This is a genomic window from Pseudoalteromonas haloplanktis ATCC 14393, assembly GCF_000238355.1.
GTDB lineage: Bacteria > Pseudomonadota > Gammaproteobacteria > Enterobacterales > Alteromonadaceae > Pseudoalteromonas > Pseudoalteromonas haloplanktis.
Genome location: NZ_AHCA01000007.1, coordinates 150,718 through 173,435, shown reverse-complemented (window position 1 = coordinate 173,435; position 22,718 = coordinate 150,718). Strand labels below are relative to the sequence as shown.

Below are 22,718 nucleotides of genomic sequence, written 5' to 3'. Positions count from 1 at the left end.
AACGATTTTAGCTTTGTGGAATATCTAACTCTTGACCAATAAACAAGGTATTAGATTGTAGTTTGTTGACTTGCTTAAGCTTACTAACTGATACGCCATAACGACTGGCAAGCAAGCTTAAAGACTCGCCGGGACGCACTTTGTGCTTAGTCGGGTATTGCGACTTCAACGACGCAAACAGTGAGTCATCGGGTGGATTTTTTAAGTAATAGCTTTTGATTGAGGTAAATATTGCTTTTGCTAAGCGCTCTTGGTGGTTAGCACTTTTTAGTAATTGCTCTTCACGTGGATTCGATATAAACCCCGTTTCCACCAATATTGACGGAATATCTGGCGATTTTAACACTGCGAGGCTTGCGGCTTGCGGCTCTTTTTTATGTAATTTAGCCACTTTTTTAAGCTCTTGCACCATCCCCTCTGCTACGCTAAAGCCGGTTTTCATTGAATGATCCATCGACATATCTAACAGAGCTTGGGCTAGGTACTTTTCACTGGCGGTATCTTTAATAACCCCAGCAGCACCGCCTAGTAGCTCAGAGTGTTTTTCTTTATCTTCAATCCATTTACCTATTTCTGAATTAGCCCGACGCAGCGATAGCACCCAAACAGAAGCGCCATTTGGTTGTGGGCTCGTAAATGCATCAGCATGAATTGAAACTAAGAAATCAGCTTTTTTCTGCCTTGCTCGGCTGGTACGGGTATTGAGTTTTACAAAGTAATCGCCACTACGCACCATCCGTGAAATCATCCCGCGCTCAGCATCAATCATGCGCTCTAAGCGTTTAGCAATTTGTAATGTAATATCTTTTTCGTAAGTACCTGACGGACCAATTGAACCGGGGTCTTCGCCACCATGTCCTGCATCAATGGCAATAACAATATCACGCTGCTGATTTAGCTCACGCTTTTTAACTGCAACATTGCTACTAGGTACAGCGGGTTCTGCTTGATTTTTGTCATATAAGTCCACCACTAATCGATTTTTATAAGGCCCAGTTGGGGCTAAAGCAAATATAACGGGCTTTACTGGCCCTGTAAGCTCAAATACAAACCTGACAGCTTTGCTATTTTTTGCTTTGGAATAACGTAACTTACTAACAATTTGATGTTTATTTGGGATCGCTGGTAAATCTTTTATTTGATTTGTGTTTTCTAAGTCAACCACTAAACGCAGTGGGTTTTTCAGCATAAAGTAACTAAAGTCTGGCTTATCCGTTAAGTCGAACACTACACGAGTACTGTCTGGCGATGGCCAAACCCGTACACTATTGATAGTATTTTGTGCATAGAGGCTAGTGCTGATTGCTAACAGCAAAAACCCGCACATCCACTTTATGACTGCTCGACACATAGGTAACACTACACCCTTTATTATTTGTTGTTATTCAATATGAACTGATTTTTTCTACAATACTATCGCCACGCGGACTAATACTTTTAATTTCAATTTCTCGTGCCTCGCCGACATAACGCAACGTAATATCTAGATCTGGCGTTGGGATAAACTCACCGCCTTTCTCCGGCCACTCCACCACACAAATAGCTGTGGGAGAGAAGTAATCGCGGATCCCCATGTATTCCAGCTCTTCTGGGTCGCCTAAGCGATATAAATCAAAATGATAAACGTTGGCCGTTGCCAATTCATAAGGTTCCACAAGCGTATAAGTTGGACTCTTAACCTTACCTTGATGACCGAAGCCTTGGATCACACCACGTGTTAAAGTAGTTTTACCCGCCCCTAAATCACCATGTAAATAAATAACTGCACCTTGCTCCATTAATTCTGCAAGTTGATTGCCCATTTTAACCGTTGCAGCTTCATCTGCGAGTTGAAAACCAACAGTGTGCGCCATTCTTACCTCATGGATAGTATTAAAAACGATAACCTGTTAATCATACCAGATTATTTTTTTAAGGCGAGTCGGCGATCATCTGACACAAAAAAACCGGCAAAGTTGCCGGTTTTTTTCATAATTAGGGTTACAGCCCTAATTTTCTTTCAAGATAGTGGATGTTAGTACCACCATTTTGGAAGTTTTCATCTGCTAAGATGCGCTTATGTAATGGCGTATTAGTTTTAATACCATCGATCACAAGCTCATTCAATGCGTTACGAGCACGAGCAATCGCGACATCACGGTTTTCACCATAAGTGATCAATTTACCAATCATTGAATCGTAATGTGGTGGTACTGTGTAGTCAGCATAAATATGGCTGTCCCAACGAATACCTAATCCACCGGCTGGGTGAAAACGGGTAATCTTACCCGGTGACGGGATAAACGTTTCAGGATCTTCAGCATTAATTCGACATTCAACGGCATGACCACGAATAACAACGTCATCTTGCGTGAATGACAATGGTTGACCAGCAGCAATTTTTAGCTGCTCTTTGATTAAATCAACACCAGTGACCATTTCAGTTACAGGGTGTTCAACCTGAATACGGGTGTTCATTTCAATGAAATAGAACTCACCATTTTCGTATAAGAACTCAAACGTACCCGCACCGCGATAACCAATTTCGATACATGCTCGCGTACAGCGCTCACCAATGAACTTACGTACTTCGGCAGTAATACCTGGTGCCGGCGCTTCTTCAACCACTTTTTGGTGACGGCGCTGCATTGAACAATCACGCTCACCTAAGTGAACCGCATTACCTTGACCATCAGCTAATACTTGAACTTCGATATGGCGTGGGTTTTCAAGGAATTTCTCCATGTAAACCATGCTATTACCAAAAAACTGCTTCGCTTCTTGTTGAGTAAGTGCAATTGAATTAATTAACTCAGCTTCGCTACGAACTACGCGCATACCGCGACCACCACCGCCACCAGCGGCTTTGATGATCACAGGATAACCAATGCGCTTAGCGATTTGCATATTGCGCTCTTTATCATCCGATACAGGGCCGTCTGAGCCCGGTACGCATGGAACACCCGCTTTACGCATAGCTTCGATTGCTGATACTTTGTCGCCCATTAAGCGAATGGTATCGCCACGAGGACCAATAAACACGAAACCACTTTGCTCAACTTGGTCAGCAAAATCAGCGTTTTCAGCAAGGAAACCATAACCTGGGTGAATAGCAACAGCATCCGTTACTTCAGCAGCCGCGATAATTCGCGGAATATCTAAATAACTTTCTGTTGCAGCAGGTTTACCGATACAAATTGTTTCATCTGCAAGCAATACATGCTTAAGATCGCGATCCGCCGTTGAATGCACAGCAACCGTTTTGATCCCAAGCTCTTTGCAGGCGCGCAAGATACGAAGTGCAATTTCACCTCGGTTTGCAATGACTACTTTATCTAACATAAGAGTTGGCCTTATTAGGTTACGCTATTATTCAATGATGAATAACGGTTGATCAAATTCTACTGGCTCGCCATTTTCAACTAAAATAGCTTTTACTGTGCCCGCTTTATCTGACTCAATTTGGTTCATCATTTTCATCGCTTCGATGATACACAGCGTGTCACCCACTTTAACTTGTGAGCCTACTTCAACATATGCCGGTGCTTCTGGAGAAGCAGCTGCATAGAAAGAACCAACCATAGGTGATAATACTTGATGACCCGTTGGGCCTGCAGCTGGCGCTGCTGCTTCAGAGGCTGCAACTGGAGCAGCAGGTGCTGGCGCCGCTGCTGGAGCTGGTGCATACTGAGGAGCATATTGTGGAGCGTAAGCAGGACCTGCACTCATGTTATTACGGTTAATACGTACTGATTCTTCACCTTCAGTGATTTCTAATTCAGCAATACCTGATTCTTCTACTAGTTCAATTAGTTTTTTGATCTTGCGAATATCCATGAACAACCCGCCTATTAGTTTGTTAGTTTAAAATTAAATTGCGTTTTGCAATCGATTTACCGCCGCTTCAAGTGCTGCGCAGTAACCCATTGCACCTAATCCACATATCACGCCCTGCGCCACATCAGAAAAATATGAATGATGACGAAACGCTTCCCGTGCGTGCACATTAGTTAAATGCACTTCATAAAACGGGATATCAACCGCCAGTAATGCATCACGTAAAGCCACGCTTGTATGCGTAAATGCCGCTGGGTTGATAATAATGTAATCAATAGCCTGCCAAGCGCTGTGTATACGCTCAATTAAAGCTTGCTCACTATTACTTTGAAAATGCGTTAATTCCACATCTAGACCATCAGCAAGCTCTGTTAGTTCGCTCATAATCTCACTAAGTGTGTGTGAACCGTATTTTTCTGGTTCACGCTTACCTAGCATGTTTAAGTTAGGGCCATTTATAACTAAAAGTTTAAATTTTGCAGCCATAATACGCGATAATCCTATAAATAATGAGTTAAGCCATTTTGATTAGAAACCCCCTTAAAATGTAAGGGGAGAAAACTAAAATAGCAACTATTTCTCACGTTAACCACCTATTATAGTCAGTTCGATGTAAATAGCAGCAAAATACTGGTCTAATCACTAGAAGTGACCACACAAACAAAAACGCCACTCATGTAAAGTGGCGTTTAAAACAGCTGTGTAAAAAATGTTTATTTAGCGCTATTTTTTACATCAACTAAATGCTCAGCAAAGTCCTTCGCGTTTAAAAAGCCCGTCACACGCTGCGCGGCAAGCTCTTCACCTTTTGTATCAAAAAACAAAATGCTTGGTAAACCGAATACAGTAAACTCTTCCATTACTGCAATTGTCGTGTCGTCACTTTCGGTCAGATCTATTTTTAGCAGTTCAAAATTTGCAAACTCCCCCTGCACTTTAGTGTCAGGAAAGGTGTATTTTTCGAATTCTTTACACGCAACACACCAATCTGCATACAAATCAACCATCACAAGGCGACCATCACTGCTTGCATCCTCTATTGCTTGTTGCAGCTCAGCTAAGTCAGCAACTAATTTAAAGCCATGTTCCTTTTGCTCGCTATTTGCGGTACTAGCAACTAGTGTTGTTGGCCATAGATAGTTTTTCGTTAAGTTAGCCCCAGTAATTACTAGTAACGTAGCGGCAAACCACAATGCTGTTTTTAGCTTGCCTTGGCTTTGGCTACTTTGCCAATGATGTAAATACAACGCAGTAGCCAGCGCCAATAAACCCGCCATCAATAATATGATGTCAAAATCAACAATACGTTCAAGTAATATAAGTGGTACAACTAGCATGATAAAACCGAATAGGGTTTTAACTTGCTCCATCCAACCACCTGCTTTTGGTAATAATTTACCGCCAGATGTACCAAGTAGTAACAAGGGTATGCCCATACCTAAACTCAATACATATAAAGTTAAGCCGCCGACGAGGTAATCACCACTTTGTGCGACAAATAATAATGCTGCGGATAACGGCGCAGTAGTGCAAGGTGACGCGATTAAGCCAGACAACACGCCCATCAAGAATACACCAATATAATTGCCGCCTTTTTGATTGTTACTCACTTGAGTTAATTTGTTCATCATGCTGCTTGGTAGTTTTATTTCATACCAACCAAACATCGACATAGCCAACAAAACAAATAACAAACTAAAGCTGATCAGTACATAAGGGTGTTGCAAGTAACCTTGCACTTGGCCACCCAAAGAAGCAACAACCAAACCTAATGCGGCATACGTGACTGCCATCCCTTGGATATATACAAACGATAGTGCAAAAGCCTTTTTAGTCGAGAGGTTTTGTTGACCTGCAATTAGGCTAGACAAAATAGGAAACATTGGAAATACGCACGGCGTAAAAGCAAGCCCTATCCCCACTAAAAAGAAAATAGCTAAATTAGCAAGCAGGCCTTGTGAAGCCAGTTTTTCGGTAAAGTTTAACTCTTTTTCAGGCACGTTATTTAATGCAGTGTCATTCGTTACTAAAGCTGGCGACTCTGCATTAAGTGCCGCCAATGCATTACTTGCAGTTGCCGTGTCTGCTGCCTGTTCAGATGTCGCTAGTTCACCAGCAATCACACTTAATGGGATGGTGATGATTTCAGGCGGGTAGCAAAGGCCTGCCTCCGCACAACCTTGATAACGAACTTTAACTACACCACCGCTCGCTACATTACTCAGTTTACTGACTACACTTAAGGAGTCAAAAAACACCTCTGTTTTGCCAAAAAACTCGTCTTCAATAACCACCCCTTTACCAAGCTCAGGAACTGTAATATCAGCCCCTTTTCCAATGATCTCTAACTTCTTTTTGTAAAGGTAATAACCTGGAGCAATATCCCAACCAATAAAGAGGGTGCTACCTTGTTGGTCAAAATCAAATGTAAACGCTTGGTCAACGGGTAAAAAAGTTTGCTCAGCGGGCTGCAATAAATCGCTCAATAAGTTTTTATTAGCAGCTTGTGTAGGAAACAACAAAAACGCACACAGCAAGAAAAGAAAACAACGCATTAATTAAGTACCTCATCCATCCAATTAAAGTAGGCTAAATTGCCCGTGGCCACGTCAATGACCTGTATTTCCGGAACGTCGTAACTATGTAACTGTTTAATAGTTTGGAACACTTCATTCATTTTTTCAGATTTCGTTTTTATTATTAATTTACTTTCGGTTGCATAGCTTACGTCTCCTTGCCACATATAAACAGACTCTATATTAGGAAGAATGTTTACACAGGCTGCGAGTTTCATTTTAACTAGCTGCTCAGCCATCGAACGTGCTTCACTTACATCTGCACAAGTTGTAAAAATAACTCGAAAATGCGTCGTCATATTGAACCTTTAGTTGATTGCTCTGCCCAACCCCATAGTAGCTGATAGCCAAAGCAAAGTGTAGTTAGCCAGAGTGGCTTTCTCACTAAGCTTGAAAATAGACCGAGTCACCCATATTAATATTTCATCACGACTTTACGTGAGCACAATTTAGAGAGCCTTATGTTTAGATTTTTATTTTTGTTATTTATTCTCGTGCCGATTGTTGAAATCGCTCTATTGATCCAAGTGGCCGATGTGATCGGCGGCTTTGCCACTATTGCTTTAGTGGTTATCACTGCAATATTAGGTGCCAAATTAGTAAGACAGCAAGGCATGGGCGCACTGCAAAATGTGCAAACCCAAATGGCCCAAGGGCAAATGCCAGCCAAAGAATTATTTACTGGATTATGTGTGATCATCGCCGGTGTTTTATTATTAACCCCAGGTATTATGACCGACGTATTTGGCTTTTTGTTATTAACTCCAGCCATTCGCAATAAATTAGCTACCGGCCTTGCCAGCCAAGCAACTGTGCGTATGAGTGCCGGTATGCAACACGGGCCATCCTCTTTTAATCAACACAGTTATTCAGAATCAGAACCTCGTAAAATGAGTGAGCCAACCACCATTGACGGTGAGTATGAGAGAAAAGATTAAAAAATTTTACTTTTTTTCTCTTGGGTTTTTCTGCAACACCCCCATTACTGAGTACAACTAATCCTAGGCTATTAAACAAAACGATTTAATAGCTTTGGTACACACAAAACTTTTTTCTGTCCTGTTCAGAAACTGTTAGGAGAACTAAACAAATGAACATTCGTCCTTTACATGATCGCGTAATCGTTAAGCGTCTAGAAGAAGAAACCAAGTCTGCTGGCGGTATTGTATTAACTGGCTCTGCTGCTGAGAAATCAACACGCGGAGAAGTTGTCGCTGTTGGTAATGGCCGTACTCTAGATAACGGTGATGTGAGAGCATTAGAAGTTAAAGTCGGTGACACTGTGTTATTCGGCTCGTATGTTGAAAAAGCTGAAAAGATCGAAGGTCAAGAGTACCTGATCATGCGTGAAGACAACATTTTAGGCATTGTAGGCTAAACCTACTTTTCGTTTAACAAACATTTAAGAATTTAGAGGAAACAATCATGGCAGCAAAAGAAGTACTTTTTGCAGGTGACGCACGCGCTAAAATGCTAGCTGGCGTAAACATCTTAGCAAATGCAGTTCGCGTAACGTTAGGCCCTAAAGGTCGTAACGTAGTATTAGACAAATCATTTGGCGCTCCAGTGATCACTAAAGATGGTGTATCTGTAGCAAAAGAAATCGAACTTGAAGACAAGTTTGAAAACATGGGCGCGCAAATGGTAAAAGAAGTTGCATCTAAAGCAAATGATGCAGCGGGTGACGGTACAACTACTGCCACAGTTTTAGCACAATCTATCGTTAACGAAGGCTTAAAAGCGGTTGCGGCGGGCATGAACCCAATGGACCTTAAGCGCGGTATCGATAAAGCAATCATCGCAGCAGTTGCTGAACTTAAAGAACTTTCTGTTCCATGTGCTGATGCAAAAGCAATCGCACAAGTAGGTACTATTTCAGCTAACTCTGACAAAGAAATTGGCGACATCATTGCAGAAGCAATGGAAAAAGTAGGCCGTAACAGCGGTGTGATCACTGTTGAAGAAGGTCAATCACTTGAGAACGAACTTGATGTTGTAGAAGGCATGCAGTTTGACCGTGGTTACCTATCGCCATATTTCATCAACAACGCAGAAAAAGGCGCTGTTGAATTAGACAACCCATTCATTCTACTTGTAGACAAAAAAGTATCTAACATTCGTGAGTTACTACCTACATTAGAAGCCGTTGCTAAAGCAAGCAAGCCACTATTGATCATCGCTGAAGACCTTGAAGGCGAAGCACTGGCAACGCTAGTTGTTAACAACATGCGCGGTATCGTTAAAGTATCAGCAGTTAAAGCGCCTGGTTTTGGCGACCGTCGTAAAGCAATGCTACAAGATATCGCAGTATTAACTGGTGGTACGGTTATCTCTGAAGAAATTGGCCTTGAACTTGAAAAAGCAACGGTAGAAGACTTAGGTACTGCTAAACGCGTTGTGATCACTAAAGATGATACAACGATCATCGACGGTGCTGGCGAAGAAGACGGCATTAATGGTCGTGTTGCACAAATCAAAGCACAAATCGAAGAAGCAACGTCTGACTACGATAAAGAGAAACTACAAGAGCGCATGGCGAAACTTGCCGGCGGTGTTGCAGTGATCAAAGTAGGTGCTGCTACTGAAATCGAAATGAAAGAGAAAAAAGACCGCGTTGAAGATGCATTACATGCAACTCGCGCAGCGGTTGAAGAAGGCGTAGTACCGGGTGGTGGTGTTGCACTAGTACGTGCAGCTAGCAAGCTAGCTGCATTAACTGGCGACAACGAAGACCAAAGCCACGGTATTAAAGTAGCACTACGTGCGATGGAAGCACCACTTCGTCAAATCGTCACTAACGCAGGTGACGAAGCGTCTGTTGTTATTAACGCAGTTAAAGGCGGCACAGGTAACTACGGTTACAACGCAGCAACTGGCGAATACAACGACATGATTGAAATGGGTATCCTAGATCCAACTAAAGTAACGCGCTCTGCACTACAGTTTGCGGGCTCGATTGCAGGTCTTATGATCACCACAGAAGCCATGGTAGCTGAAATCCCAAAAGATGAAGCTGGCGCTCCTGATATGGGTGGCATGGGCGGTATGGGTGGCATGGGCGGCATGATGTGATCATCCCCCAAACCATCTAGCTCAAATAAAAACCCAGCTTAGGCTGGGTTTTTAGCTTTAAGGGCAACGATAAAGTAATAAATAAAATAACCTCTGTATATGTCGTGTTTACAAGCTGTAAGGCACTTCACAACTTAGGGGTAATTTTATTTATCAGACACAATTAAGGACATTACAATGAATAAAAGGCCTGAACTGATCATCTCATCACTTGATGCAGATAGACTTTATGATTTAATGGAATCATTGCCAGCAGGCAGCTTCGCTGGTGAAAAAGAGCTTGAAGCTGAACTTGGTCGTGCGACCATTGTCGAGCCAAAAGATATGCCTTCGACAGTGGTAACTATGAATTCAACTGTGAACTTTATCGTTGAATCAAGCCAAGAAGAGTTTACTAAGACCTTAGTGTATCCAAAAAATGCGGATGCCAATGCTGATAAGATATCAATTTTAGCCCCTGTTGGCAGCGCCTTACTTGGCCTATCTCAAGGTGATGAAATTGAATGGCCCAAGCCTGGCGGCGGGGTTATAACAGTAAAAATAAAAGAAGTAACCTATCAACCAGAGCGAGTTGGTGAGTTACACCGCTAATACCAGTTAGCAGTATTGAAAACCCAGTGAAAGCTGGGTAAAGCTTTCAGTTTTTAGCTGTCAGCTATCAGAAACTGACAGCTGACGGCTGACGGCTGACGGCTGACGGCTGACGGCTGACGGCTGACGGCTGACGGCTGACGGCTTTAGTTTACCAACTCTCTGACTATCGTAAACAGATCGCTCGGCAACATGCCTCGTTCGCCATCGCGCTGTGCGGCTATATCTCCAGCTTTTGCATGCAAGGTCACACCAAAACACGCAGCGTGCTCAGTTGTTAACCCTTGTGCGATAAGGCCAGCAATAATCCCAGTGAGTACATCACCGCTGCCGCCTACGGCTAACGCGGGGTTGCCATCAGTGCATACCCACGTTTTAATGCCATCAGCGATAATGCTGCCCGCCCCTTTGAGTACACAGGTCGTTGAATATGTTTCTGTCAACTTGTGTGCACTCTGGTAACGGTCTGACTCTATATCACTAATGGTGCAACCAAGTAGCCGTGCAGCTTCGCCTGAGTGCGGTGTGAATACCGTGTTTTTCAATGCAATAGGCGCGGATTGCTGAGCAATAAGGTTTAACGCATCGGCGTCGACAACCATTGCTTTATTGTGAGCAACACAGTGCTCAATAACCGTTCCAAAGGTGGATTGAGACCATGTATCTTGGCCGAGCCCTGGGCCAATCGCTATACACGTTGCCCAGTCTAATGCTGCGTCAAGATCGATTGTCGTCACCATCAGCTCAGGGCGGCCAATACTCACAGCAAGGACTGACTCAGGATGAGTGTATACTTTTACCATACCTGCCCCACTGCGCAGCGCGGCCTCACTTGTTAAGCGTATAGCCCCTGCCGTACCTTTATTGCCACCTACGCACAGTAATTTACCATGGCTGCCTTTATGGCTATTGTTATTTCTTTTCCCCAAGCCTTGCGATGTTTGATAACTTATCAACTTTGCAGTTGGCGTTGCCAATTGTGTAAATGCATCTGAAATAGATAAATCGTCAAACTCTCCAATACCTGCGCAGGCACGCCCCGCGCCCGTAACAAGCCCTTGCTTAATACCAACAAAAGTGACTGTAACATCAGCCTCAATTGCCACTCCCAGTACAGCTCCTGTGTCTGCGTTAATACCTGACGGCAAATCAATTGCTACAATTGGCGCAGCGCTGTTATTAGCTGCTTCAATCAGCTCAACAAAAGGAGCACGTACATCACTGTTTATTCCTGTGCCTAACAAGCCATCAATAATGACATCCGCGTTATCTATAATTTGCTGATGAAATGCCGTTATGTCACCACCAGCTGCTAACCATGCTTTTTGCGCTGTAAGCGCATCACCTGTTAATGGTTTATCTGGTACGGCCGCTATTACTGTTACTTGTTTTGCGGCCTGTTTAGCGAGGCTTGCAACGATATAGCCGTCACCTGCATTATTACCCACCCCAACCAACACCACATAATTTTGAGCTTGCGGAAAATGCTTAATTGTCTGATCAAACACCGCTTTACCAGCTCGCTCCATCAGCGTATACATAACTACGCCAGATTGCGCTGCGGCCGCGGGCTCGTGAGTTCGCACTTGCTCGGCACAAAACACTCGTTGAGATAAATTAGCTGACATATTGATCCTTTAGGTGGGCTTTTAACCAGCATATAAGTGGTGAGAATAGCAGTCAAATAATTACCAAAACCCAAGCTTTTTGCATAATTCTTATGGTACACGACCTAATACAGCCTTTTGTCCTCTGATGAATTGTATTGTTCTGGTAAAACACCTAGACACAGTTATTAATTCGTAAGGTAGGTCAATGTCTAATATAAAACAACACATAGGAAGTATCGCGTTAGTCGTTGAAAGTTATAATGACGCCATTGCTTTTTACACTCAAAAACTGGGGTTTGATTTAATTGAAGATACCGACCTTGGTAATGGCAAACGCTGGGTATTAATCGCACCTCCTAATTCCAATGGCACCAACTTACTACTCGCACAAGCAAGTGCGCCACAGCAGTTAGAGGCTGTAGGCAATCAAACTGGCGGTCGCGTGTTTTTATTTTTACACACCAATGATTTTTGGCGTGATTATAAAGTGATGCAAAAAAATGGCATTCGATTCAATGAACAACCCCGTAAAGAAGCCTACGGCACCGTGGTGGTATTTGAAGATTTATACGGCAATAAATGGGATTTGTTACAGTTGAAACGAACTCGATAAGAGGTTATTTGTCGCGATAAATCACGACCTACCTGTGATAGCCACAATCACTGAAGGTAATGGTTTTTCAGGCTTCGTTATGTTCAACCCAAGCTACGATAATAAAATTAATACTGCGTTACTCGTAAGCTTTACTCACACTAACTATCGCAATAACCCACATACAAAAACGGCGCGTAATTTTCATTACACGCCGTTTTAAGAATCAACTAATTCTGCTAGTTTATTCTGTATCTGGTAAGTTACGACCGTAGAAGATCTCTTGCATCTCGCGGGTTAACTTAGAGCGAATTTCTTCTTCTTCCTCTTCAGATAAATCGCTGGTAGTGACACCGAATAAATACGTATTTAGATCGGTCTCTTTTAGCATCATCTTAGTGTGGAATAAGTTTTCTTGATACACATTCACGTCCATCATCTGGTACGCTTCTTTCGTATCTTCGGTCATGTAGTTTTGAATTGAGTTAATCGCATGATCAATATAATGCTTAACACCATCTACATCACGGGTAAAACCACGTACGCGGTAGTCAATTGTCACTACATCAGAGTCTAAACTGTGGATTAAGAAGTTCAATGCTTTTAATGGCGAAATAATACCACAGGTTGATACTTCGATATCAGCACGGAAAGTACAAATACCATCATCGGGATGCGCTTCAGGGTAAGTGTGCACACAAATGTGGCTCTTATCTAAGTGAGCAACCACAGTTTCTGGCAATGGGCCTGGCGCTTCATCTACATCATAGGTCTGCTGTTGTTCAATTGGCTCTTCTGAAATCAGAATTGTTACACTAGCACCTTGTGGATCATAATCTTGACGCGAAACATTTAAAATATTCGCACCAATAATATCCACTACTTCACCTAAAATATCGGTTAGTCGATCAGCACTGTACTGTTCGTCGATATATTCAATATATTCTTTACGTTGTTGCTCTGTCTTTGCATAGCAAATATCGTAAATACTAAAGCTTAAACTTTTGGTTAAGTTATTAAAGCCATGAAGTTTAATTTTATCGAAGGGTTTGTTCATGATAAACCAACCTATAAACAAGTGAAATCTGCCAGAGCAGAATGAAAAGTTCGCGGATTTTATACGAATTTCACCGCAGGAAAAAGCGTTATTTTCCCTGTTCTTGTATAACTTCGTGTGTGTGAGTAATTTCTACTGTTTTATCAAGCATTAATGCTACTGAACAATACTTCTCAGCTGACAGTTGCACGGCGCGCGCAAGGTGTTTTTCAGAAACATTATCACCTGTCACAACAAAGTGTAAATTAATTTTAGTAAACACTCGAGGAGCAGATTCAGCACGTTCAGCGCTTAGTTGTACTTGTACGTCAGAAAAATTTTGTTTGGCTTTTTTTAAAATGCTTACTACATCAACCGATGAGCAACAACCAACAGACATTAACACCATTTCCATTGGGCTTGGTGAGGCGCTATCGCTACCAGCATCAAACACCACATTGTGCCCAGAATTAGAAAGACCAAGGAAGGTATCGCCTTCGACCCATTTTACATTCGCTTGCATTTTATGACTCTCAAAAAAATTAGTTACTTGATTGTAAGGAAGTCACACACAGTTGCAAATTAAAAACGATGTATTCAAGCGCTTTCTGCGACAGCGCTATCAAAGAGGTTTTTTACCAGGGCGGCAAATTCATCAATAAAGGCGTGCTGTTCAATGGTCACTTGATTACTGGTAACACTACTTAACACTTCTTGTAAATCGTATACGATACCATCCACCTCACGCACAATTTGACTACGTTGTTCGGTGGTCAGTTCTGTATGCTGCTGACATAACAACATGACATTTTCAGCAATGTCATCCTCTATCAGTTCCATAATAGTGGGGGAGCCTGGTTTAATTTCGCCGGGTTTCTCAAATAATGCTAAATTTTGAGTAAGATACATGATCAGATCATCATACCCTTGCCTATCTAAAACCATAATTAAAACACCCACTGTAAAATTATCACGACTGTAATGATTTAAGCAGAAAGCGCTTTTAATTGCTACCTTTGACCCTTAACCAATACAAAAAAAGCAGCCTAGGCTGCTTTTTTAGTTATTTATTACTATTTAACAAAACTCGATTAATCAATTTTTAAACCTGGGCTTAATGTCGCTGGCATGGCTACTTTATCAAGCTCTACAGAAGCAACTGGGTATGCACAGTAATCGGCAGCATAGTACGCGCTTGCACGATGATTACCCGAGGCACCAATACCACCAAATGGCGCAGCGCTTGATGCTCCTGTGATTGGACGATTCCAGTTAACTATACCGGCACGAATACGCCGTAAAAAGTGATCGTAATCGGCTGCGTTATCACTCAATAAACCTGCTGATAAACCAAAGCTGGTGTCGTTGGCTTTATCAATTGCGCTGTCAAAATCACTAAAGCGGAATACTTTTAATAGTGGCCCAAAGTGCTCTTCATCTGGGAAGTTAGCAACATCAGTACATTCAATAATGCCCGGTGTAACAAAACCGGTATTCTCTGTGTGTTTAAGCTCAACTAACACCTGCGCGCCAAGCTCAACAAGTTGCTGCTGAGCTTTTACCATGCCCGCAGCGGCTGCTGATGAAATCATCGACCCCATAAATGGTTGCTCTGCATCATCGTAGTTGCCCACTTTAATCGCTTTAGTGGCAGTAACTAAACTGGCTAAAATTGCATCGCCCTGCTCACCTGCTGGTAAAAACAATTTACGTGCACACGTACAACGCTGGCCACTAGAGATAAACGCTGATTGAATAATATCGTGAATAGCTGCTTTAGTATCTGCCACATCAGTAATGATTAACGGGTTATTACCGCCCATTTCTAGTGCTAATATTTTACCCGGTTGACCGGCAAACTGTTCATGTAAAATATGCCCTGTGCGTGATGAACCAGTAAAGAATAAACCATCGATACCTTTATGAGCTGCAAGTGCTTTACCTGTTACCACTTCACCTTGCACTAGGTTAATTACACCAGCTGGTAAACCCGCTTTTTCCCATAGTTTAAGGGTTAATTCGGCAACCGCAGGCGTCAGCTCTGATGGTTTAAATACCACGGTATTACCCGCTAATAGCGCAGGCACGATATGACCGTTAGGTAAGTGACCAGGGAAGTTATATGGACCAAATACAGCCACTACCCCATGTGGCTTGTGGCGGATCATAGCGCGCCCTTGTGGCATTGGGTTTTCAACATCACCAGTGCGCTCTAAAAAAGCCTTTTCTGAAATGGCAATTTTACCCACCATGGCACCGGCTTCAGTGCGAGTTTCCCATAATGGCTTACCCGTTTCTTGGGCAATCGCTACAGCGAGCTCTTCGCTGTGCTCTTTTAGGGTCTCAGCAAAGGTTTTCACGATTGCTAGGCGCTCTGCAAAGGATTTGTCTGCCCAGCTATAAAATGCTGTACGTGCAGAACTCACAGCCGTATCAACTTGTTCGCTGGTCGCTGAGTTTGCTTGCCAAATGATCTGATTATTAGCAGGGTTTACTGAATTAAATGCATCGCCTTGGCCCTGAACCCATTGACCATTAATAAATTGTGCAGGATGAGTCATGTACTTTCTCCTAAATTAAATGCGTGTTGCTGTAACGATATCGCCAGCTTGTAAATGAAGTGCTTCAGCCATTGCTTGAGGTAGAGTTAACTCTGCGCTTGATTCATCAAAATTTAGTTGTGCAACGGTTGCTCTAAAGTCATTGAGCTTTTCATTTGCAAGCATCACCGCGGTTTCACCGCTGTTGTTACCGATCTTAACGGTAAAGTTTTTCGCATTACGAATAGTGGCAATATTATCGACTTTTGCTTCAACCGTTGGACCTGCGTCAAAAATGTCTACATAGCCATTAAACGTAAAACCTTCGCTTTTTAGCAGCTCAATCGCAGGGCGGGTATTATCGTGTACTTTGCCGATCACCGCTTGCGCCTCTTTACTTAGTAAGTTGACGTAAATTGGGTACTTTGGCATTAGTTCAGCAATAAATACTTTTTGGCCAATACCTGTTAAGTAATCAGCGGTTGGAAAGTCCATCGAGAAGAAGTGCTCTTCTAACCACTGCCAAAATGGGCTGTTGCCTTGCTCGTTCGAAACGCCGCGCATTTCAGCAATAACGGTGTCGGCAAAACGTTCTTGATGCTGTTTAATAAACATAAAACGTGCTTTTGAAAGCAGCTTACCGTTATTATTTTTACGGTAACCATCTTTTAAAAACAGCGTACAAAGCTCTGTGGCACCGGTGTAGTCATTACACAAGGTGAGAATATCAACGGCTTTATAAACATTCAGTGTACGAGATGAATGAATGGCTTTACTAAGGTGGTAATGATAAAACGCGTCATCAAGGCCAACAGCCGCTTCAATGGCTGAGGTACCCACTACTTCACCTGTTTCGCTATCTTCAAGAACAAACAAGTAACCTTCATCACCCGGGTGAGATGCACTTTTTGCGAATGAGCTTATTGAATGATCTATTTTCTTTTGCAATAACGCTTCGTTATTCGGTAAAGATGTAAAACCATGCCCTGATTCATGGGCAATTTTCAATAAAGCTGGGTAATCACATTGCTGGATTGGGCGAAGGATCATCATGAGTCCGCTTGCTCCCTTATAAATAACGGTAAATTAAGAATAGTCGGGCAAGCTTGCTGCTTGCCCTTAATATGAGAGGTGTTGATTAACCGTTCACAACCTTGGCTACAGCTTTCTCAAAGCGTGCCATGCCTTCGCGAATATCCGCTTCTGGTATTACAAGTGAAGGAGTGAAACGAACAACATCTGCACCTGCGACTAAAGACATTACACCTTCAGCGATACCAGCCACTAAAAACTCTTTAGCTCGGCCTTTAAATTGCTCAGTTACTACCGCACCAATTAATAAACCTTGACCACGAATCTCTGAGAATACCTGATGCTTATCATTAATCTCAGACAGTAACTCATTGAATAATTGTGCTTTAGCTTTAACGCCAGCTAATACTTCTGGTGTATTTACGGTATCAAATGCTGCTTCACCAACAGCACATGCCAGTGGGTTACCGCCATAAGTAGAACCATGTGTACCGACTTTAAGGTGCTTAGCAATTTCCGTAGTTGTGATCATCGCACCAATTGGGAAACCGCCACCAAGTGCTTTAGCTGTGGTTAAAATATCAGGAGTTACTCCTAAACCTTGGTATGCGTAAAGCTCACCAGTACGACCCACACCCGTTTGTACTTCATCAAAAATAAGTAATGCATTATGCTTTGTACATAATTCACGTACACCTTTTGCAAATTCGTCAGTCGCAGAGATAATACCGCCCTCACCTTGCAATGGTTCCATCATAACGGCACAAGTATTATCAGAAATAAGTGCTTCAAAAGCAGCCAAATCGTTATAATCACAATGCACAATATCACCAGGTTTTGGGCCAAAACCATCAGAATAAGCCGCTTGGCCACCGACCGTTACAGTAAAGAATGTACGACCATGGAAACCTTTGTTGAAAGCAATGATTTGCGATTTCTGCTCACCAAAATTTTCCAGTGCTACGCGACGCGCTAATTTTAGTGCACCTTCATTTGCTTCTGCGCCAGAGTTGGCAAAATAAACTTTTTCCGCAAATGTCGCATCTACTAGCTTTTTAGCTAAACGCAGTGCAGGTTCATTAGTCATAACATTTGACACATGCCAAATTTTCTCGCCTTGCTCTTTTAACGCTTTAACCAAGGCTGGATGACAGTGACCTAGACAGTTAACAGCGATACCGCCAGCAAAATCGATATATTCACGATCTTGCTGATCCCATACGCGAGACCCTTCGCCACGAACAGGAATAACGCTTGAAGGTGCGTAGTTAGGAACCATTACTTGATCAAATAATTCGCGATTGACTGTCATTTTATATCCTCTTAATTGTTATCTCACAGAGAGTGTGAAAAGTTGGCTTGGTGATGGCCTGTAGTACCATCTCCTTTGGTGCAAATCAGCATAGCTTAAATTGCCAAAAAATACTCTCTGGTTCAATTTTCAGACGGCCATTATTTCAGAGTTTTTAGTTGTTGTCTCTTAGAAAACTTTCATGCAGCCCTTGTTATTAAAGGGATTGAGATATTATTTCAGAGATAGTGAATAACTATCTGAATAATAAATTATAGGGTTGTTTATTTGATAAGGCTGCCCCACTACCGACTCAGCAGCGCTTTGACAAATAAAATATGATTAAGGGCCTGTATTAATGATGAATGAATAGTCGTAAAAAAATTAACAAAAAATTTATGAAACTAGTCAATTTTGATATGAAAGTGCCGTAAATTGGTTTTTTCGAGCTGCATTTGTTCCTGTTTTGATAAGCCTACATAATCAAACCAGAGTGATTTTTCATCACTTTCTACTAATTGATGAGCAGTTAAACTGACCACTTGGCTATAACATCGAGCTTTGCGTATTAGCGTAGTTAACGGTAATGCTGAATCCCCTTTTGCTACACCATTAACCAATTGCGAGAGCACCGCATTAAATGGCAAATACCGAAACGCCATTTTATCTATCACCTTTGCTGTGACTTTCAATGCGTGCTGGTTAAGCAAGGTACTTAAAAAAAGAGGGTCTGGTTTTAATTCTAATAATGCCGTATGTAAATCTTTATGCTGTTCTTCTCGAGCAAGGGTTACTTTTCGTTGCCAAACACGCTCAAAGGTACGTAAATAAAGCCTTGTCAAAGCTATTTTACCCACATCGAGTAACATCCCTAAAGTAAACGCATGCACTTCATTATTACCACTGTTCTTAGCCAACTCCTGCGCTGCAATTGCACAGGCCATTGAGTTATCGCGTAAGCGACGCTTCAATAATGGAAATGGCTCGGTACTATGTGGCATCCAATGACGCACTGCAAAAGTTGGCACCACAAATTGCAAGTTATCTAAACCAATATAGCGTAGCGCTAAAGAGGGGTTGTCAACCTTAACGGAAGTGTGTTTATTACGCTGCGTACGGTAATAAGGCAAGTTTACAAAAGTAACCAACTCCCGACCTAGCCAGGTTAAATCTTTAACTAGCGGCTCAAGGCGTCCTACCGATGCAGACTTTACCGCCAATATATCCAAAATTGCCGGAACATTATCTTCAATGCCAATTGTTTCATGTAATACAGTGTCTATATCCGCTAATTGCTTGTTCATCGCGGTATCAATCACTTGATGAAGTTGTTGGCTGGCTTGAGCGCGGTATTTATGATGGGCAGTACTCGATTGTTGACGTATTTTCTGCGCTGCGACTTCAACTTCCAGTAAAGTACGTTGTTCCATTGCTTCGCCGTAGTCAATTTCTAAGGTGTGAATATAACCAATTTGACGCTGCGCAAAACTATGCCCAAGTAACAAGTCATGGGCTCGTTGTTCTAATGCTTTTACAATCCTTTGTTGGCGTACTTCATCTGTCATTCATTATTATCTTTATGTAAAAGTTAAAGGAGCTATTACAGCTATTAACGTTAAGCCTAGAACCGAGTTAAAAAGTTAGCAAGTAATTCAAGCCCACGCTCAGTTAAAATTGCCTCTGGATGAAACTGTACCCCTTCTAATGCTAAGCCATTATGAACTAAGCCCATTATTTCATCCAACTGACCACTTTCTGTTTCAGTCCATGCTGTAAGCTGCAATTCGTCAGGCAAACTATTTTTATCAACAACTAATGAGTGATACCGGCAAACCGTTAGTGGGTTTGGTAAACCTGTAAATACCCCTTGATTCGTATGATAAACTGGCGAGGTTTTACCGTGCATCACTTGCTTAGCTTTAACAATATTTGCACCTAAGGCTTGTGCAATCGTTTGATGACCTAAGCAAATACCTAAGATTGGAAACCTGCCTTTTAGTTGCGCTACAACATCTAAAGAGATGCCAGCCTCGTTGGGCGTACATGGCCCGGGGGATATGACAATATATTGAGGATTTAACTGCGCTATTTGACTAACCGTGATCTCATTATTGCGTTTTACTAACACCTCTTGGTCTAAGCGCTGAAAGTATTGCACTAAGTTATAGGTAAACGAATCGTAATTGTCGATCATTAACAACATCTGGTTAGTAGCTCATTGATAGTTAAAGGTTGCAAGGCAAGATAGTTCTGGGCGCATTCTAACTTAATAGCGCACAACTTGCAGTTAAATGTCGACTGAAAACGCTGCAGCCAATGTCTAACGTTTTTTACAGCAGCTCAAATCGACCCTCAAACATACTCCGACAGGGCAAAACCTTAAAAATAAAACCTTATAATAGAAATAAGGTTTTAAACTAAGAAATTGATTTTAAATTAATTATAAAAATTAAACCTTATAATTAAATTGCTCATACCTAGATAAGCGACTTTCTTACTACTGCCCTCTAATATTGACTCATCGCTACAGCCTAGCGAACAAAACGGTAAATATTACATTACACATCCGCATAAGTATGGATGACAAACAAGACTAAATATGAAGGAATAAATCATGAAACCATTAACTAAAGCTGTAACAAAAACTCTATTAGTAAGCACGGTGATAGCCACTTTATTTAGCGCAAATGCCATGGCTGAAGAGGTAGATAATACGAAGGTGTCAGCCGCACCTAGTGTGTCGCAAGTACAGGACGTGGCCGCGGTCGATTACAGTTTTAGTCAAGACTTTAACACTTCATTTGAAAAACAATTAAATAAGATTGACGCTGCAATCACCTCACAAATAGACGAATCGATCAAAATGGTGAACGAACAAGTTTCAGCACAATTAGCAAAATTATTTAACTAATTTGATATTCAAAATAATAAAAAAGGAATGAGGCATGATCAATTTTAGTAAAAACTTAATCAGTAAAAGTTTACTTATCGGCTGCTCATTATTGAGCTTATCTGTCGCAGCACAAACTTCGGTATGGCAAGTCAGTAAAGGGGACGACAAAGTGTATATTGGCGGCACCCTGCATATTTTACCTAGCAATCAAATGCCGCTGCCTGCTGAGTTTGAATTTGCCTATAAACAAAGCGACACGGTCATTCTAGAAGCTAAAATGCCCGACCCAGCTGATAGCCAAGCGCAAATGACGATGCTGCAAACTCTTTCTTATAAAAATGGTGAAACCTTAAGTGAAAAACTTTCGCCAGAAGTTAAAGCACAACTAGAAACAAAATTGGCACAATTTGGCGTTAGCTTAAACGAGCTAAACAGCTTTAGGCCCTTTATGGTGAGTGTTATTCTGATGTCAATGGAGCTGCAAAAACAACAACTCATTGGTGATGGTGTTGATGCTTATTTTGCCAACCGAGCAAGCAGTGATCAGAAAACACAACAATACCTTGAAACTCTGGAATTTCAGTTACAGCTTTTTAAAGAAATGGGAGAAAATAGCGAAGACAAATTTATTCAATCTAATTTAACTCAACTTGATGATTATGCTGAGCTATTTGATGGGATGATGAAAGCATGGCGCAGTGGTGATACTGAAAGCCTGAATGAGTTAGTAATATTACCTATGCGTAAAGAAGACCCAGCAACTTTTGATAAACTATTAAAAGCGCGCAATCACAATTGGTTACCTCAAGTTAAAGCCATGTTTGGTAATAATCAACAAGAATTAGTGTTAGTTGGCGCCGCTCATTTAGCTGGTGAACACAACCTACTCGCCTTATTAGCAGAAGAAGGCTATAGCATTACTCAACTTGACATTGCAGGTGAACAATAATGGAAAAAACAGACAAGCAAGCAATTAGTTTATTAATTATATTTGCGCTATTGATGTTAGCCAGTGTGACGATGCCAAGTAAAGCTGCAAATAACCCAATAAGCAATGAACAAGGCGTTTTTAAACTTGCGGTTAAACCAGCAAGAGAAGCCACCCACATATTTCCCATTGCACAGCAATGTTTGATTGGCAGTGATATTCACATGCATTTATCACAATAATAGCTATTAACGTAATGTATGCGCTGTAGCCCTAGTCTTACAGCGCAAACATTTCAAATAGGAATGAACTCTTTTTAACTCTTTCAAGTTGGGCTTTGACTATCTAAATGCGTTTGTAAGGCCTCCTTCTCTTGTGTTGATAAAGGAGTAGCACTTTTAGCCGAAAAATCATACCGCACCATGACCGTTTTGCCTATCGCACAACATCGCTCTTGCTGAAAAGCTTCTTGGCGTATTACAAAAGAGCTCGAGCCAATATGCTCAATGCTCGACTTTACTTGCACATCATGACCATAAAATAACTCAGCTAAAAAGCTTACTTCTACCTTGGCAATGATCAACTTCCAGTCATAAGGATTCAAATCCGGGGTAAAAAATCTAAAAATAGGCGCTCGTGCAGCTTCAAACCATACTGGGAGTACGGTATTGTTAATATGACCTAGTACATCGGTTTCGCTAAAGCGCGGTGTAATTTTTTCTATAAACATAATAATTCCAA

26 protein-coding genes are annotated in these 22,718 nt (G+C 41.8%); 9 read left to right on the top strand and 17 right to left on the bottom strand.

Features of this window, described 5'->3' with window-relative positions:
- Positions 1–7 precede the first annotated feature (7 nt).
- The 7 genes from PHAL_RS0114395 to cutA all read right to left on the bottom strand — a co-directional run bounded on the left by PHAL_RS0114395 (position 8) and on the right by cutA (position 6,691).
- Positions 8–1,351 (bottom strand): N-acetylmuramoyl-L-alanine amidase, encoded by a 1,344-nt coding sequence (locus PHAL_RS0114395; RefSeq protein ID WP_029216174.1) that lies wholly within the window; start codon positions 1,349–1,351, stop codon positions 8–10.
- A gap of 34 nt (positions 1,352–1,385) precedes the next feature.
- Positions 1,386–1,853, bottom strand: a complete 468-nt coding sequence (gene tsaE / locus PHAL_RS0114390) for a tRNA (adenosine(37)-N6)-threonylcarbamoyltransferase complex ATPase subunit type 1 TsaE (protein ID WP_029216173.1) — start codon at positions 1,851–1,853, stop codon at positions 1,386–1,388.
- A 127-nt stretch (positions 1,854–1,980) separates the two neighbouring features.
- On the bottom strand, positions 1,981–3,321 hold the full coding sequence (gene accC / locus PHAL_RS0114385) for an acetyl-CoA carboxylase biotin carboxylase subunit (RefSeq protein ID WP_016709124.1): 1,341 nt from the start codon (positions 3,319–3,321) through the stop codon (positions 1,981–1,983).
- Positions 3,322–3,348: 27 nt separating this feature from the next.
- A complete protein-coding gene (gene accB, locus PHAL_RS0114380) occupies positions 3,349–3,816 on the bottom strand; it encodes an acetyl-CoA carboxylase biotin carboxyl carrier protein (protein ID WP_016709123.1) in 468 nt (155 codons plus the stop codon).
- Positions 3,817–3,849: 33 nt separating this feature from the next.
- Positions 3,850–4,302 carry a type II 3-dehydroquinate dehydratase gene (gene aroQ / locus PHAL_RS0114375; RefSeq protein ID WP_016709122.1) on the bottom strand — a complete coding sequence of 151 codons (453 nt, stop codon included), beginning with the start codon at positions 4,300–4,302 and terminating at the stop codon, positions 3,850–3,852.
- Positions 4,303–4,529: 227 nt separating this feature from the next.
- Complete coding sequence (locus tag PHAL_RS0114370) at positions 4,530–6,371, bottom strand: protein-disulfide reductase DsbD (protein WP_016709121.1); 1,842 nt, start codon at positions 6,369–6,371, stop codon at positions 4,530–4,532.
- On the bottom strand, positions 6,371–6,691 hold the full coding sequence (gene cutA, locus PHAL_RS0114365; protein WP_016709120.1) for a divalent-cation tolerance protein CutA: 321 nt from the start codon (positions 6,689–6,691) through the stop codon (positions 6,371–6,373). Before cutA ends, PHAL_RS0114370 begins: the two co-directional genes overlap by 1 nt.
- Positions 6,692–6,853: 162 nt before the next feature.
- On the opposite strand from cutA, the gene PHAL_RS0114360 reads away from it, so the two are divergent.
- From PHAL_RS0114360 to rnk, 4 genes are all read left to right on the top strand, one after another.
- The gene (locus tag PHAL_RS0114360) at positions 6,854–7,330 is read left to right on the top strand and encodes an FxsA family protein (RefSeq protein WP_016709119.1); all 477 of its coding nucleotides are present in this window, start codon (positions 6,854–6,856) and stop codon (positions 7,328–7,330) included.
- 152 nt (positions 7,331–7,482) lie between these two features.
- Positions 7,483–7,770 (top strand): co-chaperone GroES, encoded by a 288-nt coding sequence (locus PHAL_RS0114355; protein WP_016709118.1) that lies wholly within the window; start codon positions 7,483–7,485, stop codon positions 7,768–7,770.
- Positions 7,771–7,817: 47 nt separating this feature from the next.
- Positions 7,818–9,464: a chaperonin GroEL gene (gene groL / locus PHAL_RS0114350; RefSeq protein ID WP_016709117.1), complete on the top strand. Its 1,647-nt coding sequence runs from the start codon at positions 7,818–7,820 to the stop codon at positions 9,462–9,464.
- A 177-nt stretch (positions 9,465–9,641) separates the two neighbouring features.
- Positions 9,642–10,055, top strand: a complete 414-nt coding sequence (rnk, locus tag PHAL_RS0114345; RefSeq protein WP_016709116.1) for a nucleoside diphosphate kinase regulator — start codon at positions 9,642–9,644, stop codon at positions 10,053–10,055.
- Positions 10,056–10,201: 146 nt separating this feature from the next.
- On the opposite strand, the gene PHAL_RS0114340 is transcribed toward rnk, so the two are convergent.
- Positions 10,202–11,683 carry a bifunctional ADP-dependent NAD(P)H-hydrate dehydratase/NAD(P)H-hydrate epimerase gene (locus PHAL_RS0114340; RefSeq protein ID WP_016709115.1) on the bottom strand — a complete coding sequence of 494 codons (1,482 nt, stop codon included), beginning with the start codon at positions 11,681–11,683 and terminating at the stop codon, positions 10,202–10,204.
- A 187-nt stretch (positions 11,684–11,870) separates the two neighbouring features.
- Here PHAL_RS0114340 and PHAL_RS0114335 point away from each other — a divergent pair, with 187 nt between their 5' ends.
- The gene (locus PHAL_RS0114335) at positions 11,871–12,278 is read left to right on the top strand and encodes a VOC family protein (RefSeq protein ID WP_016709114.1); all 408 of its coding nucleotides are present in this window, start codon (positions 11,871–11,873) and stop codon (positions 12,276–12,278) included.
- A gap of 34 nt (positions 12,279–12,312) precedes the next feature.
- A complete protein-coding gene (locus tag PHAL_RS24260) occupies positions 12,313–12,480 on the top strand; it encodes a hypothetical protein (RefSeq protein WP_016709113.1) in 168 nt (55 codons plus the stop codon).
- A 21-nt stretch (positions 12,481–12,501) separates the two neighbouring features.
- Here the strand turns inward: PHAL_RS24260 and speD are convergent, their stop codons facing one another.
- The 8 genes from speD to PHAL_RS0114290 all read right to left on the bottom strand — a co-directional run bounded on the left by speD (position 12,502) and on the right by PHAL_RS0114290 (position 20,359).
- Positions 12,502–13,314 (bottom strand): adenosylmethionine decarboxylase, encoded by an 813-nt coding sequence (gene speD, locus PHAL_RS0114325; RefSeq protein WP_016709112.1) that lies wholly within the window; start codon positions 13,312–13,314, stop codon positions 12,502–12,504.
- Between the two features lie 88 nt (positions 13,315–13,402).
- Entirely contained in the window at positions 13,403–13,816 is a 414-nt protein-coding gene (locus tag PHAL_RS0114320; protein WP_016709111.1) for an OsmC family protein, read from the bottom strand.
- 74 nt (positions 13,817–13,890) lie between these two features.
- Complete coding sequence (locus tag PHAL_RS0114315; protein ID WP_016709110.1) at positions 13,891–14,238, bottom strand: DUF3802 family protein; 348 nt, start codon at positions 14,236–14,238, stop codon at positions 13,891–13,893.
- A gap of 146 nt (positions 14,239–14,384) precedes the next feature.
- Complete coding sequence (gene astD / locus PHAL_RS0114310) at positions 14,385–15,854, bottom strand: succinylglutamate-semialdehyde dehydrogenase (RefSeq protein ID WP_016709109.1); 1,470 nt, start codon at positions 15,852–15,854, stop codon at positions 14,385–14,387.
- 15 nt (positions 15,855–15,869) lie between these two features.
- The gene (gene astA, locus PHAL_RS0114305) at positions 15,870–16,886 is read right to left on the bottom strand and encodes an arginine N-succinyltransferase (RefSeq protein ID WP_016709108.1); all 1,017 of its coding nucleotides are present in this window, start codon (positions 16,884–16,886) and stop codon (positions 15,870–15,872) included.
- Between the two features lie 85 nt (positions 16,887–16,971).
- Positions 16,972–18,177: an aspartate aminotransferase family protein gene (locus tag PHAL_RS0114300; protein WP_016709107.1), complete on the bottom strand. Its 1,206-nt coding sequence runs from the start codon at positions 18,175–18,177 to the stop codon at positions 16,972–16,974.
- Between the two features lie 383 nt (positions 18,178–18,560).
- On the bottom strand, positions 18,561–19,721 hold the full coding sequence (locus tag PHAL_RS0114295; protein ID WP_016709106.1) for an HDOD domain-containing protein: 1,161 nt from the start codon (positions 19,719–19,721) through the stop codon (positions 18,561–18,563).
- A gap of 56 nt (positions 19,722–19,777) precedes the next feature.
- Complete coding sequence (locus PHAL_RS0114290; RefSeq protein ID WP_016709105.1) at positions 19,778–20,359, bottom strand: anthranilate synthase component II; 582 nt, start codon at positions 20,357–20,359, stop codon at positions 19,778–19,780.
- 411 nt (positions 20,360–20,770) lie between these two features.
- Between PHAL_RS0114290 and PHAL_RS0114285 the strand changes: the two genes are divergently transcribed.
- From PHAL_RS0114285 to PHAL_RS0114275, 3 genes are read left to right on the top strand one after another with little or no spacing between them, the layout of a single operon-like run.
- On the top strand, positions 20,771–21,067 hold the full coding sequence (locus PHAL_RS0114285; RefSeq protein WP_016709104.1) for a hypothetical protein: 297 nt from the start codon (positions 20,771–20,773) through the stop codon (positions 21,065–21,067).
- A gap of 34 nt (positions 21,068–21,101) precedes the next feature.
- Positions 21,102–21,998 (top strand): TraB/GumN family protein, encoded by an 897-nt coding sequence (locus tag PHAL_RS0114280; RefSeq protein ID WP_016709103.1) that lies wholly within the window; start codon positions 21,102–21,104, stop codon positions 21,996–21,998.
- Positions 21,998–22,219 (top strand): hypothetical protein, encoded by a 222-nt coding sequence (locus tag PHAL_RS0114275; protein WP_016709102.1) that lies wholly within the window; start codon positions 21,998–22,000, stop codon positions 22,217–22,219. The genes PHAL_RS0114280 and PHAL_RS0114275 overlap by 1 nt, the downstream gene beginning before the upstream one ends.
- A gap of 83 nt (positions 22,220–22,302) precedes the next feature.
- Here PHAL_RS0114275 and PHAL_RS0114270 read toward each other — a convergent pair whose 3' ends face one another.
- Entirely contained in the window at positions 22,303–22,707 is a 405-nt protein-coding gene (locus PHAL_RS0114270) for an acyl-CoA thioesterase (RefSeq protein WP_016709101.1), read from the bottom strand.
- Between the last annotated feature and the right edge of the window lie 11 nt (positions 22,708–22,718).